Raw genomic sequence first — 14,281 nt, 5'->3', positions numbered from 1 at the left:
CTGCGGTCATGAATACGCTGCCTGATTTAAGCCAACTGACCCATGAACAACTGCTGGAATTTACCAGACAGTTGGCGCTGCAGCATCAGTCTCTGGCACAATCAAATCAAGAATTAGAAAAATCAAACCAGCAATTGGATGCCAAAGTTCAGCATCTTTCTATTCTCAATCAAAAATACGAGCATGAACTGGCGCTGTTTAAAAAGCACAAATTCGGCAGTAAAAACGAACATCTCACTGCAAAACAAATCCACCTATGGGATGAAGCGGTTGAAGAAGATATCGCAGCAGTTGATTTGGAACTGGAGCGGCTGAATGCAGATAAAACCGATGCAGCGACAGAGAAAGCCACAGTCAACAAACCTAAACGTCGACTGCTGCCGGATCATCTACACACCATTCGTATTGAGCATGAACCAGCATCAACCCAATGCAGTTGTGGCTGCCAGTTACGTCGTATCGGCGAAGATATCAGTGAAAAACTGCATTTCAGACCGGCACAGTTCTATAAGGAACAGCATGTGCGTGGCAAATGGGTCTGTGATCAGTGTGACACCCTGACTCAGCAAGCGATGCCTGCCTATGTGATTGATAAAGGCATTGCTTCACCTGAACTGCTCAGCCATGTGCTGGTATCGAAGTATGCCGATCATTTGCCGCTGTACCGTCAACGTCTGATCTATCAGCGGGCGGGATCGAGCTTTCTAGATCAACGTTATCTGACTGGATAGGTCGCTGCGGTGTAGAACTGGAACCTCTGGCCAATGCCTTAAAAGAGGTGGTACTACAACAGCAGGTGCTGCATGCAGATGAAACACCGGTCACCATCATGCGGATGGGTGAGAATGATAAAAAACCGAAGAAAGGTTATGTCTGGGCCTATGCCACTACACAGTACAATCCAGTTCAGGCAGTGATCTATGACTTTCAGGATAGTCGTTCAGGCCAGCATGCTGCAGAGTTCTTGAAAGGCTGGCAGGGCTATCTGGTCTGTGATGATTACAGTGGTTATAAAGCACGCTTTAAATCAGGCCAGGTCATTGAGGTGGGCTGCATGGCCCATGCACGTCGTAAATTCCATGAACTGCATGTGACCGGGAAAAGTCAGATCGCTGAACAGGCATTAGTGCTGATTCAGAAACTGTATGCGATAGAAGCAGAGCTCAGGAAAAAGACCGATGGTACAGCGGAAGACCGCCGCGAATACCGACAACAGCACAGCCAACCGGTGATGCAACAACTGTATGAATGGCTCAACCAACATTATCTGACGGTGCCATCGAGTTCTCCAACCGCCAAGGCCATCAATTACACTCTGAAGCGTTGGCCAGCCTTAAGCCGCTATCTGGATGATGGCAATCTACCTATAGATAATAATTGGGTGGAAGTGCGACACGAAGTCGCTTAATGAAGTTGTTCCCCCTGCGGGAACCACCCGTGTCACCGGGTGAATCTAGAAGGCTGAATAAAGAGCGCCTTCGACAATGTAACGAGGCACCGTAAGGTGCGGGGTATCAATCGTGAGAGGCGTACTCTTCTGGCAGCCATAGCCGGACAAGGGCTAGATAATCGGTATGGTGAACACATGTGAATCTGCGCAACGATCGTTAAATTGAACGAGCGGAAATGGCTAATACGCTCGAACCAAAACGGTAATGGAGGTGGGAATCGCGTCTTTCTACTACGCATTCGTGACCCATACGCCTCCCGGTCGATAGCAGGCACCTAAGCCGATGTACTTCAGTAAGCGGAACGTGGAAATCCCGTATTACCCCCATTGGGAAAGCAGTTTGCAAAAACTGCCCATGGTGATGCGGGCGAAGGAACGAGGAAAAAGCGAATGCCAGTCTGTAATGGGTTGGATAGAGGTTGAAACATTACCTCACGCGAAAGCGGGCTGACGTCCTTATGGTCTCTCATCACAAGAGAGTGTGTAGAACCCTTTTAATGGAGGGAGAGCAAATGAACGCAGCAGTATCAGCGTGTGCGCCTTCCAGCACATCGTGGGACAGCATCGATTGGATTGCTGTACAGCGTCATGTCAGAGGGCTGCAAGCGCGTATTGTGAAGGCGGTACAAGACGGCAGGTATAACAAGGCGAAAGCTCTGCAATGGCTGCTGACTCACTCGTTTAGTGGCAAAGCATTGGCCGTAAAACGAGTGTCTGAAAACAAAGGCAAAAACACGGCTGGGGTCGACAAGGTGACTTGGAATACACCCAAGGCCAAGACCGGTGCGATGATGTCGTTGAAGAGGCGAGGTTACACGCCCCTTCCGCTTCGGAGAGTCCTTATTCCGAAGAAAAATGGCAAGATGAGACCTCTCGGGATACCCACGATGAAATGCCGGGCCATGCAGGCGCTCCATCTGCTGGCTTTGGAACCCATCGCGGAGACCACCGCTGATCGGAACTCTTATGGATTCAGACCACAACGCTCAACCGCGGATGCTGCAGCACAGTGCTTTGGTGTGCTGTCAAGAAAAGTAAGTGCGGAGTGGGTGCTAGAGGGTGACATTCAAGGCTGTTTCGACAATATCAGCCATGACTGGATGATCGCCAACCTCCCAATGGACAAGGTGATTCTACGGAAATGGCTCAAAGCCGGTTACGTCTACCAAAGCAAGCTGTTTCCCAGTCTTTCCGGAACACCGCAAGGAGGTATTATCTCCCCGGTGTTGGCCAACATGACCTTGGACGGACTGGAAACGATGCTGGCGAAGAGGTTCCCTAACGCCAAATGGACAGGCAAAAAGCTGCAACTGGTACGGTATGCGGATGATTTCATCATCACGGGGTATTCTAAAGAGTGGCTCGAAAATGAAGTTCGCCCTGCCGTGGTTGAATTTCTGGCGGAGCGCGGTCTCGTGCTCTCTCAGGAAAAGACCAAAATCACGCACATAGGGAACGGGTTCGATTTTCTTGGCTGGAACGTACGTAAGTACAACGGCAAGCTACTGATCAAGCCGTCAAAGGCAAACATCAGCGCTCATCTTGACAAGCTGCGAGCATTAATCAATGCAAACAAAGCGACACGACAGGCCACTTTGATCGGTTTGCTCAACCCGATTCTAAGGGGTTGGGCCAACTATCATAGTCATGTCGTTGCCAAGAAGGTTTTCAACCAGGTAGACAACGCAGTGTGGGAAATGCTCTGGCGATGGGCTGTACGTCGCCACCCTCGCAAGACACTCCGATGGGTCAAAGATCGGTATTTCAAAGTACAAGGAGCGCGTCGATGGGTGTTCTCATGTGATGAACAGTCCGCTGATGGTCGGAAGCGACAATACACATTAGTGTCTGCCTCGGACACGCCAATTGTGCGACATATCAAGATCAAGGCTGCTGCTAACCCTCATGACCCCGCATGGGATGAGTACTTCGAATCCCGATGGGGTAAAAGAATGCTGGTCTCCGCAAAGGGGCGAGCCAAGCTGTATCGGGTGTGGCTAAAACAAGGTGGTCGCTGCTGCGCCTGTCTTAAACCAGTCACCAAAGATACACCATGGCACAGCCGTCATATTGTGAAGCTAAGTCATGGTGGAACGGATGCAGTTGCTAATCTTGAGATTTACCATCTGTATTGTCCGAGGAGTGTTCAGTTTGCCAATGTCAACGATGTATAACCGGGTGCCGAATGGCGCCTTAGCAGAGGCTTGAGCCGTGTGCTGGGAAACTCGCATGCACGGTTCTTAGGGGGTTGGACGTAGGTAACTGCGTCTGACTACCCGACAACCAGATGCGACCTTGGGCGTTGGGACGTAAGAATTGGCTATTTGCAGGTTCGCTGCGCAGCGGTCAGCGAGCAGCCAATATCATGACATTAATCCAGTCAGCAAAGCTGAATGGGCTGGATCCGTATGCCTATTTAAGTGATGTTCTGAAAAGGTTGCCGACACATAAAGTGACCCAAATAGAAGAATTACTGCCACACCGCTGGAAATCCGACCAAAATTAAAAAATAGGCATGGGATTCAGCGGACGCTTACTGCACAAGTAACAGAACAAATACTCGAGTTGGTTATGGAGTATCGCTGTCTCATGCCAAGTATCGGAACACGTAAGCTGTATTGGCTTATTAAAGGCAAATTGTTGCAGCGTGGTTTAAAGTGTGGACGGGATCAGTTATTTAAAATATTGAAAGAAAATAATTTATTGATTCGCCCCAAGCGTCGTTATACAAAAACTACGGATAGCAAGCATTGGATGAAGAAGCATCCAAATTTATTAAAGGATTATTCAGCGGTGCAAGCCAATGAAGTCTTTGTCAGTGATATTACCTATGTTGAGAGTGCTGAAGGCGTACATTATTTATCCTTAGTGACAGATGCTTATACCCGCCAGATTAAAGGTTATAAGTTATCGAATGATATGCGTGCAGAGAATGTTGTGCAGGCACTACATATGGCGATGCAGCATGTGACAGATCGGGCAGCCAGGATGATTCACCATTCAGACAGAGGCTCTCAGTATTGCTCTGAACTATATCAATCGGCATTACGCCATTATGGGGTATGTCCTTCTATGACAGATGGAGGAGACTGTTACCAGAATGCATTAGCAGAGCGGATTAATGGAATATTAAAGCAGGAGTTTTTAACCACGCGATGTCAAACCATGAAGGAGTTAGATCACTTAATTGCGGAATCTATCATGATTTATAATTGCTATAGACCACATTTAAGTTTAAATATGAACACCCCGAATCAGACGTATGAGCAAACTAAAACCGAGCTAATTGCTTAACTCGGTTTGAAGTGGAATACTGTCAATCTATTTCAGGACAAGACATAATAGCTGGAGCGTACCTTATATTTAAAATTCGTGTGCTGAGGGATGAGTTGTATGAGTGTTTTTAATCATCCATTCCAAATACATCACGCGTATAAACCTTATTTTGTACATCTTGCAGCAATGAGCATTTACGGTTACAGACAATTAAATCGGCACGTTGTTTAAACTCGGCTAAATCATGAATGATTTTAGAGTTGAGAAATTTTTTCTGTTGTAGTCCAGGTTCATAAATAATCACTTTAATCCCGTAGGCTTTGAGATATTGCATTACACCTTGTATTGCCGAGGCGCGAAAATTATCTGAACCACTTTTCATGGTCAGGCGATAAATCCCAACCACTTTGGGTTGCTGTTTGCGAATGGATTCTGCAATAAATTCTTGACGGGTTTGATTGGCATCTACCACGGCTTTAATCAAGTTGCTTGGAACTTGAGCATAGTTTGCCAGTAATTGTTTGGTGTCTTTGGGTAAGCAATATCCGCCATAACCGAAGGATGGGTTATTGTAAAACTGACCAATACGTGAGTCTAAACAGACACCATCAATAATTTGACGTGTGTCTAGGTTGTAGATTTGAGCATAGGTATCTAACTCATTGAAATAAGCGACACGCATCGCCAGAAAAGTATTGGCGAATAGCTTAATCGCTTCGGCTTCGGTAGCTTCGGTAAACAGCACTGGACAGTCTTTTATGATTGAGCCTTCTAACAGCATATTCGCAAAAAGTTTGGCACGTTCTGATTTTTCACCCACAATAATCCGCGAAGGATAAAGGTTGTCATGTAACGCTTTACCTTCGCGCAAAAATTCAGGTGAAAAAATAATATTTTCGGTGTGATATTTTTGTTTGATGTGTTGGGTAAAACCTACAGGTACAGTGGATTTAATCACCATGGTTGCCAAAGGATTAATCGCCAATACATCTTGAATGACTGCTTCAACGCTTTGTGTATTGAAGTAATTGGTTTCTGGGTCATAATCGGTAGGGGTGGCAATAATTACAAAATCTGCATGTTGATAGGCATCGATTTTGCAATGGGTGGCTTGAAAATTTAATTCTGATTTTGTTAAAAATTCAGAAATTTCTTGGTCGCGAATGGGTGAGATGCGTTGATTGAGTAGTTTAATTTTTTCTGCTTGAAGATCGTAGGCCACGACCTGATGATGTTGAGCAAAAATCATGGCATTAGATAAACCGACGTAACCTGTACCTGCAATTGCGATTTTCATATTCAATCAAATTTCTTATTATTTATATGTTTTTAATGTGATGAAAATTTATTCAAGCTCGATGACGGTTTGGTGAAGGTTATATGTCGAATCATTGGGGATAGATCGCTTTGCTTACTTTAAATGCTTTGATCGGGTAAAATAATGCGATTCGTGCTTTAGATCTGGTGGGTGAATATGCATATTGTATATGTGAGTGATGGCAAGGCTGGTCATCGCTCTCAGGCATTAGGTCTTTTTAAGGCAATGCAAAAGCAAACACATATTGAGTTCACTTTTGAAGAAATTTCGATTGATCATTTACCACTGTTGAGTTTGGTGACTGCATATAAAAAACAAAAACATGCAGCAGTATCGCAGCTACCAGATTATATTTTTGGGGTAGGCAGTCATACTCAATTCCGTGTTTTTTTGATGGGCAAGGTTTTTCCGCAAGCAAAAACTGTCATTTTAATGAAGCCAAATTTTCCATTGTCTTGGTTTAATTATGTGGTTATTCCTGAACATGATGGTGTACCAGAGCAGGCAAATGTGATTGTTACACAAGGTGCGCTGAATCCAATTGAAAATGAGCAGCGACACATAGCAAACCGTATTTTGATTGCATTAGGTGGTTCATCTAAACGGCATGTTTGGAATGCAGATAAGGTGTTGTCTGCGATTGGGCAGATTGTGCAGCAGAATATGCAGTGTGAGATTATTTTGACGAGTTCTAGGCGTACACCTGCTGATTTTTTAGCGACATTGGCTCAGCAAAGTTTTGCTTCACAATTGCAAATTTTCCCAGTTGAAGAAACGCCGCAGGGTTGGATTTTTGAAGAGATGCAAAAAGCGGAAGCAGTATGGGTGACTGAAGATAGTGTGTCTATGATATACGAGGCACTCACCGCAGGTTGTAAAGTAGGGCTTATTCAGATAGATCGAGTGAAAGAGGATCGGATTACGCGTTCGGTACAGCATTTGGTTGATCAAAAACTTGTATCGAATGCCAGACAAATTGCTGAATTATATTCTACGCCTGCTTTTAAAGAAGCAGAGCGTGTGGCAACATATCTTTTAATCAAGTAGCTGTGATTTAATCGTGATTTATATTCTGATTGTTTTATTTATCTTGTTGTTCGCATTCAGTTATAAGTACGCATGGTGGAAGCCAGCAGTAGATTGGGATAGACCACGAATTTTAATGTATCACATGGTACGTGAGCATATAGATGGTGCAAAGTTTAATAAATTACGAGTTAAGCCTACTGAGTTTGAAAAGCAAATAGCATGGTTAAAAGCAGAAGGTTTTAACTTTGTAACTATGCAGGAATTACAAGACCATTGGGGGGAGCATCCTGCAAAAACTGTTGCAATCACTTTTGATGATGGTTATTTAGATAACTTGGAAAATGCTTTTGCAATTTTAGAAAAATACCAAGCCAAAGCGACGATTTATGTAGTGGTAGACCGACATGATCGAGATTGGTCAACCTACAAAAAAGTGCATCATAATAGTGGTGAACTTGCCCGTGAGCCTAAATTAAATGATGAACAAGTCAAATTGTTATCAAATTCCGGTTTGATAGAAATTGGTTCACATACAATGACCCATGCGAATCTTGCAAAGTTGGATGATATTGAATGCTTAGATGAGTTAACTCAATCCAAGCAATCACTTGAAGGTTTGATTCATCGCTCTGTAAATAGTTTTGCATATCCATTTGGTATTTATGCCGCGCGTGATGTAAGTTTGGCACAGCAGGCAGGATATACCAATGCAGTAACAACGCAAGAAGGCATAGATGGGAAAATGCCTGATTTTATGCAATTGCAACGTATTAAAGTGAGTGGTAAAGACTCATTATTTGCTTTTAAATTGCGAATGAAATTGGGGAAAAGAGCTTAGTTGCTTTCTCTGCTATTAATTTTCCTTACATGATTTAATTGATTGAAGTAAGTTGTAAGCTTCATCCTGTGTTTGTTCCATGTTTGAATTGGATGAAGACGACCTGTTAGGTAAATAATAAAGTCTGTAAATTTTCGCTGGGGTGTATGGCGTATACTTTTCCAATAGGTTGAAATTGCTTTTTTGATCAATAGTTTTTTATTTTGTTCAGCAATATCTGGATAGTCTCGGATAAAATCATCAATTGTGAAGAACATATCATGGTGTTGTTGTTCTAGATGGCGGGATAGGCGGTTTTCCCCACGAATAGATTTTGTTTCAGTCTCATCTAAAATAACAAAAACACTATGTAAGTCACTAGAGATTATTTTTTTTGAATATTTGGATAAGTTCAAAGCTAATGATTCATCTTGAATAAATATATTTTCATTGCAACCTTTAGACTTTTGAAATAATTCACGTGTACACATAACGCACATCTGCATAATATTATTTTCAAGTACATAATTTAAAGGTGTTGTGCTAGATTGCCATGTTGCAAGAGTATGCCTCTGAATTTCATTTAGATCGTGAATTTTCACCTTTTCTGCATAACATAAATCGGCATTTTGCTTTTGCATTTCTGCTAAAAACATCTTGAGACGATTAGGTGCTAAAATATCATCAGCATCCATGAAAAATAGATAATCGCCAGTTGCAGAAAATGCACCTTGATTTAAGCGAACAGCTGGACCTTTATTGTCTGCATTTTGAATGATTTTGATTTTTGGGTAAGTTTCTATTAGATATTTACTGTTTTTGCACCATTCTGGGTCTGTAGAGCAGTCATCTACCACAATAATTTCGTGCAAATTTTCATCTTGAGGTTGTAGTGATTCAATGGTTCTATTCAGTAATAGGCCTTTATTGTAATGAGTGAGGATGACTGAAATCATTTTAATATCCTAAATTACGTTTAAAAGCTTGGGTAATTGGGCTTGATGAGTTTAAATTTTGGGTATTTCTGACATTTGGATACTGAAAAATATCTTCGAGCATTTGTCTCTGCATGAGTTGAGCTTGAAGATATTTCTCATTTAAAGGTTCTAAAATAGACTTGGGGCTATATATTGAGCTGACAAAACGTCCACTTTGGATAGTTTCGGCAAGCATGGAAGTACTATCTTCTGTGACGAAAATATAAGTAGCTTGTTGAATTAGTTGAATTAGTGACAAAGCTTTTTCAGTATGAATAAAATGTAATTGGATATTTTTTGGAATATCAGTTTTATTCAAAAATGCACTTAGATTTGGTGTGCGACGTGAGTTGGTAATTAAGCCTTTAAGTTGATTGTTTCTACAAAATAGAATGAAGTTACTTATGATTTTTTCAAAATCTCTATAAGTAAAAGGATGTTCATCTGTAGCCCCTCCTAAAACGAGTAAAGCCGTTGTTTGATCGAGTTGATCATGTTGCATGTTAAAAAACTCTTTTTTAACAGGTGGTGTTGTTAGTACAACTTGGTCTGATAGCGTGTTTTGTGGGAGTGCAGTAATTGTGCAGCTGACTAGTTTGCTGTTTACCTTACGTAAGTCACCTGCATAAAATAGAGGAACTTTTAAACTACGGCTTACAAAAATGCCATAGATTAAGTTGGGCATTCCAGAGCAAATAATGCAGTTAATATTTTGATTTAAATAATTTTTTTTAAAAAATAAAGCAGTAAATAAATCGAATAAACGCGGATACCAACTAATTTTTTTTAAGAGGCTGATTTGCCACTTTTTTAAGGTGGGTGTAACTGTTTTATATAAAGCGGTTGAATAAGCGGTTTCTAGATTGTCGTAAACTCCTAAGCTAGGATTTAAATGTCCAGCACGTTGGTCATGAATCAGGAGAACTGCAAGGCTAGGTTTGCTTTTCATAATATTTGAAAGTTTGATCTATCTATTTGGTATGGTAGCAAAATTCATTAAATTTGTCAGAACTGCTACTTATGAGCTAAGGGTGTGGAATTTAAGAAAGGGGAATAGATTAAATAAGTTTAAAATATTAGAATATTGAGATAAAGGGTCACTGCTTAAATTGTTTTAAGGTTATATTTTGAAAAAATTGAAGATTATTAATACTGTATATGGTGATGCAACTGGCGGTAGATGGCAAGCTATGTTGAATATTGCCGATACCTTAGAGCAGATAGGAGGACATGAAGTTGTTCTATTGCGTGGTGAGGAAAATAAACATTTAAGCAGTGGTCAACGTCCTATTCATGTAATTCCAAATACTGGATTCTATAGCATTATTGCTGCCATGAAGGTTCGAAATTTTATCCAACAGCAACAACCGGATGCTGTAATCGCTCATAGTGGAAAAGCGGTATGGTTATTCAAGAATGCTATGATTGGTATGGAAAAGAAAATTCCTGTTATTGCAGTTAATCATAGTCATAATGTGAAACGGACAGTGCGTGCAGATGCATTTATTCACATTACTCCTTATATTCAGGATTTAGTTAAATCAAGGCTCACTAAGGAGCAAAATGAACATAAAATGCATCGTGTCATTTCAAATCTTATGCATTTACCTGATGAGCCAGCACTTCCATCTCCTTTGAAATCTCCACCAACTATTGGCATGCTGACACGAATGATTCCAAATAAGGGAGTTCATGTTGTAATTGAAGCTATTCATATACTTAATAAAAGAGGAATATCTATAAATGCTATTCTTGCTGGTGATGGCGAGAATAAACAAGAATATCAAGAAATGGTAAAGAGCTTCGGAATTGAACATATAGTAAAATTTCCTGGCTGGGTAGATGCTCAACAAAAAGTCGAGATTTATCATCAAGCAGATATGATGGCGATTACCTCATTAACTGATATTCAACCCCTCGGTATTTTAGATGCATTTGGCTGGGGAAAGATCGTATTGAGTAGTGATCATATTGGACCTATGCAAGTATGTAAGCATCGTCAAAATGCTTGGGTTAGTAAAGTTGGAGATCCTGAAGACTTGGCTAATGGTATTGAATATCTGATAAATCATCCAGATGAAGCATTAGAAATTGCACAAAATGCAAAACAAGAAGCATTAAATATTTATTGCTTTGAACAAATTGCGAAAGATCATAATAAGTTTATTTCAGAAGTGGTTGAGTATTTTAATATTTTAAGAGCAAAGTCTTAAATTTCAACTGTTTTTTAAATATAGAGTTGCGTAAACCTTTAGATTGATAGAGTAAATAATGAATTTTCTTATAGTTGGAGCTGGTTTTACAGGTGCTGTTATTGCCAGAGAGTTGGCCCAACACGGACATCAAATCACGGTGATTGATCAGCGTTCTCATATTGCTGGAAATTGTCATACTTTACGAGACGATAATACAGGGATCATGGAGCATGTCTATGGGCCACATATTTTCCATACAAGTGATGAACTAATATGGAAATATATTAATAAGTTTGGTGAATTTGTTCCTTACATTAATCGTGTGAAAACAACATATAATAATGAAGTATATTCGTTACCAATTAATTTACATACGATTAATCAATTTTATAAAAAAAGTATGAACCCTCAAGAGGCAAAGGATTGGATTAAATCAATTGCATCAGATGATATTCAAGAACCAAAAAACTTTGAGGAGCAAGCTTTAAAGTTTATTGGTAAAGATTTATATGAGTCTTTTTTTAAAGGTTATACTAAAAAACAATGGGGATGTGAACCGAGTAGTTTGCCTGCCAGTATTCTAAAGCGTTTGCCTATTCGTTTTAATTATGATGATAATTACTTTTCACATAAATATCAGGGTATGCCTCGAGATGGTTATACTTATTTAGTGCAAAATATTTTATCGCATGAAAATATTGCTATTAAACTTACTACAAAATTCGATGCTTTATTAAAAAATGAATTTGATCATATCATTTGGACGGGCAAGCTTGATGAGTGGTTTGATTACAAAAAAGGTCATTTAGGTTATAGAACTCTAGATTTTATTAAGTTTGAGGCGGAAGGAGATTTTCAAGGTACTGCAGTAATGAATTATGGAAATGAAGAGGTTCCATTTACACGTATTTCAGAGCACAAGCACTTTACACCTTGGGAAGAACATCATCGAACTATTTATTTTAAAGAATATAGTCGAGCATGCACAGAAAAAGATATTCCTTATTATCCTATTAGATTAGTTGATGACAAAAAAATCTTAGATGAATATATAAAGCTTGCTCGGGATGAGCGAGGAGTAACATTTGCAGGACGTTTAGCAACTTATCGTTATATGGATATGGATGTAACAATAAGAGAGGCTTTAGATTTGTCAAAAAAAATGCTTGAAGATATCGCTCAAGGAAAACTGATTGAAAGTTTTTATCATCAGGAGGGTATTTCCTGATGAAACATGAGATCTACGTCGCAACGCATAAAGCATATGACTTTCCATGTATAGAGCCTTATATTCCGATTCATGTTGGAAAGGAAAATTCATTATTAGATCTAGGTATTATCGGTGATAATACTGGAGATCATATATCTAACCTTAATTCTTCATTTTGTGAATTAACAGCTTTGTATTGGATGTGGAAAAATTCTGAGGCAAAAATATTAGGATTAGTTCACTATCGACGTTATTTTGTGAATAAACAAGGTGAGTTACTAACAACAAATGATATTAGCGAATTAGCTGAAAATCATATTTGGGTCGCAAAGAGAAATCAGTTCTTTAAAGTTAAAAAAGTTTTAGGATTACGTTTTGCAAAAAAAGCTATTAGTGTTAAAGAACATTATGCAAAAGATCACTATCTAGCTGACTTTATTTTATTACGTCAAATAATTGAGAAGAATAGTCCTGAATATATTAAGGCATTTGATTGTTTGAGTAATTCGATTAAAGGAATATCTTTATTCAATATGTTTGTCATGCATAAAATTTGGTTAGACAAATACTGTAATTGGATGTTTAAAATTTTATTTGAGCTTGAAAAAGAATTAGATATTTCTTCTTATAATTCATATCAAAAAAGAATATTTGGTTTTTTGTCTGAGCGATTATTTAATGTGTTTTTATTACATCATAATAATGAAATAAAAGTAAGTGAAATTGATGTCGTAATGAAATAATGTTATTTATTTAATATATATTTCTCGTAATATGTGCTGTTGATACTCTGTGATAGGGTATCAACTCTATGAGAAAGCTTATAAATTTTTATACTGTCTTGTTCTAATCGATAATTATTTGTAGGCGTGATAGGTTCGAAAAGTATTTCTGCAAGTAAGAAGATGTTATCGGCCTCAGGAGCGTTATTATCGACTTGTTGTTTAAATGTGAGATTGTTTAAATAATTGAGTTTTATTAAATAATCAATTAAAAAATAGTCAATTAAATAATCATTGTTTTCCCAATAGTTTAAAAAACATTGAAAAATGATTTTTGGCGTTGAGTCACCAGGACTAAATTTTATAAAATTACCAGACCATTTTCCCTCTGGAATCCACTGTTTAAATGTAGAATGATTACTAGAAAGGGTAAAGAAATCATTCATTAACATTTGTTTAGGTACTTTGTTTAGAATTAAATAGGTAGCATCTATCCATGTGCCACCATGTTTAGCTAATAATGCAAATCTTAAAATATCTGAAAAATGAGTTGGAGTGATAATTTTCTTATTGAGCTTATCAATAATAAAATTAGGAATATCTACATATTTTTTATAATTATTAATATCTATTAGGCATACATTGCTATTGTATTGCTTTATAGAATTAATACATGTTTTGACAAGTGGAGGGGCACTTTCTATACCTTGGAGCCAACATACCCAGACTATATCTGAAGATGAGTTTGTAGACTGATTTATAGCGTCTACAAATAGGTATCCATTCTGTTCATATAAATATTGAAGTAACGACTTTTGATAGTATTTTTGAGCTGATTTTTCTAAAGAATTTAACCCAAGTTTCTTAAATAATTTGGGGGCTTTTTTAATTAGTCTTAAATAAGTCAAGTTCAAGGGGAACACCAATATTTTGAATGAGTAGGCTAATTTAAATTATTGTTTATCCGCATTCCCCGCCAACACCATATAAATCAGCCCCACAAAAATCACAAACGCACCACCAATACTACTTAAGCTAAAGTATAAAATACGGTCATTGGTGTCTAAGGCAAACAGGTTATTAGCCAGAATATAACGCATGAATAACCATTGAGCGACAGCAAATACAATTAGCATAATGCCACGATTACGAACTGCAGGACGCATAGCCATAGTAACGCTCAACTCAAAATTCAAAACGAAGCGCTATTATGCCACTAGCTTGGCTTTATCTCAATTCATAAAAAAACCCTGCAAATTTGCAGGGTTCTTCTCACATCCTCAAAAC

The 14,281-nt window shown here is 39.0% G+C and carries 11 protein-coding genes and 3 pseudogenes; 9 read left to right on the top strand and 5 right to left on the bottom strand.

Features of this window, described 5'->3' with window-relative positions:
• Positions 1–8: 8 nt before the first annotated feature.
• The 4 genes and pseudogenes from tnpC to HHA43_RS08470 form a co-directional block, all read left to right on the top strand.
• Positions 9–1,387, top strand: a pseudogene (tnpC, locus tag HHA43_RS08485) (IS66 family transposase); the annotation flags it as partial.
• A 575-nt stretch (positions 1,388–1,962) separates the two neighbouring features.
• Positions 1,963–3,624: a group II intron reverse transcriptase/maturase gene (gene ltrA, locus HHA43_RS08480; protein WP_087537482.1), complete on the top strand. Its 1,662-nt coding sequence runs from the start codon at positions 1,963–1,965 to the stop codon at positions 3,622–3,624.
• A gap of 104 nt (positions 3,625–3,728) precedes the next feature.
• A pseudogene (locus HHA43_RS08475) lies at positions 3,729–3,956 on the top strand (transposase domain-containing protein); the annotation flags it as partial.
• 41 nt (positions 3,957–3,997) lie between these two features.
• A pseudogene (locus HHA43_RS08470) lies at positions 3,998–4,744 on the top strand (IS3 family transposase); the annotation flags it as partial.
• A 109-nt stretch (positions 4,745–4,853) separates the two neighbouring features.
• Here the strand turns inward: HHA43_RS08470 and HHA43_RS08465 are convergent.
• Positions 4,854–6,023 carry a nucleotide sugar dehydrogenase gene (locus HHA43_RS08465; protein ID WP_168542397.1) on the bottom strand — a complete coding sequence of 390 codons (1,170 nt, stop codon included), beginning with the start codon at positions 6,021–6,023 and terminating at the stop codon, positions 4,854–4,856.
• A 177-nt stretch (positions 6,024–6,200) separates the two neighbouring features.
• Between HHA43_RS08465 and HHA43_RS08460 the strand changes: the two genes are divergently transcribed.
• Positions 6,201–7,091 carry a mitochondrial fission ELM1 family protein gene (locus HHA43_RS08460; protein ID WP_168542390.1) on the top strand — a complete coding sequence of 297 codons (891 nt, stop codon included), beginning with the start codon at positions 6,201–6,203 and terminating at the stop codon, positions 7,089–7,091.
• A gap of 13 nt (positions 7,092–7,104) precedes the next feature.
• Positions 7,105–7,911, top strand: coding sequence for a polysaccharide deacetylase family protein (locus HHA43_RS08455; RefSeq protein WP_168542388.1), 807 nt, complete (start codon positions 7,105–7,107; stop codon positions 7,909–7,911).
• Here the strand turns inward: HHA43_RS08455 and HHA43_RS08450 are convergent.
• Both HHA43_RS08450 and HHA43_RS08445 read right to left on the bottom strand, forming a co-directional pair.
• Positions 7,908–8,846, bottom strand: coding sequence for a glycosyltransferase family 2 protein (locus tag HHA43_RS08450; protein ID WP_168542386.1), 939 nt, complete (start codon positions 8,844–8,846; stop codon positions 7,908–7,910). The two genes, HHA43_RS08455 and HHA43_RS08450, sit on opposite strands and share 4 nt — an antisense overlap.
• Position 8,847: 1 nt before the next feature.
• Positions 8,848–9,816, bottom strand: coding sequence for an ELM1/GtrOC1 family putative glycosyltransferase (locus tag HHA43_RS08445; RefSeq protein ID WP_168542384.1), 969 nt, complete (start codon positions 9,814–9,816; stop codon positions 8,848–8,850).
• 178 nt (positions 9,817–9,994) lie between these two features.
• Here HHA43_RS08445 and HHA43_RS08440 point away from each other — a divergent pair, with 178 nt between their 5' ends.
• The 3 genes from HHA43_RS08440 to HHA43_RS08430 are packed head-to-tail and all read left to right on the top strand — an operon-like array spanning position 9,995 to position 13,015.
• Positions 9,995–11,080, top strand: a complete 1,086-nt coding sequence (locus HHA43_RS08440) for a glycosyltransferase family 4 protein (protein ID WP_168542382.1) — start codon at positions 9,995–9,997, stop codon at positions 11,078–11,080.
• 58 nt (positions 11,081–11,138) lie between these two features.
• The gene (gene glf / locus HHA43_RS08435; RefSeq protein WP_168542380.1) at positions 11,139–12,290 is read left to right on the top strand and encodes a UDP-galactopyranose mutase; all 1,152 of its coding nucleotides are present in this window, start codon (positions 11,139–11,141) and stop codon (positions 12,288–12,290) included.
• Positions 12,290–13,015: a DUF4422 domain-containing protein gene (locus HHA43_RS08430; RefSeq protein ID WP_228284169.1), complete on the top strand. Its 726-nt coding sequence runs from the start codon at positions 12,290–12,292 to the stop codon at positions 13,013–13,015. The genes glf and HHA43_RS08430 overlap by 1 nt, the downstream gene beginning before the upstream one ends.
• Positions 13,016–13,017: 2 nt before the next feature.
• On the opposite strand, the gene HHA43_RS08425 is transcribed toward HHA43_RS08430, so the two are convergent.
• Positions 13,018–13,908 carry a capsular polysaccharide synthesis protein gene (locus tag HHA43_RS08425; protein WP_168542378.1) on the bottom strand — a complete coding sequence of 297 codons (891 nt, stop codon included), beginning with the start codon at positions 13,906–13,908 and terminating at the stop codon, positions 13,018–13,020.
• 39 nt (positions 13,909–13,947) lie between these two features.
• A complete protein-coding gene (locus HHA43_RS08420; RefSeq protein WP_034686420.1) occupies positions 13,948–14,166 on the bottom strand; it encodes a hypothetical protein in 219 nt (72 codons plus the stop codon).
• Between the last annotated feature and the right edge of the window lie 115 nt (positions 14,167–14,281).

Origin of the sequence: Acinetobacter sp. A2 (assembly GCF_012371325.1) — a bacterium.
Taxonomy (GTDB): domain Bacteria; phylum Pseudomonadota; class Gammaproteobacteria; order Pseudomonadales; family Moraxellaceae; genus Acinetobacter.
Note: the sequence above shows the minus strand (reverse complement) of the source record. Positions and strands in the feature narration are given on the sequence as shown.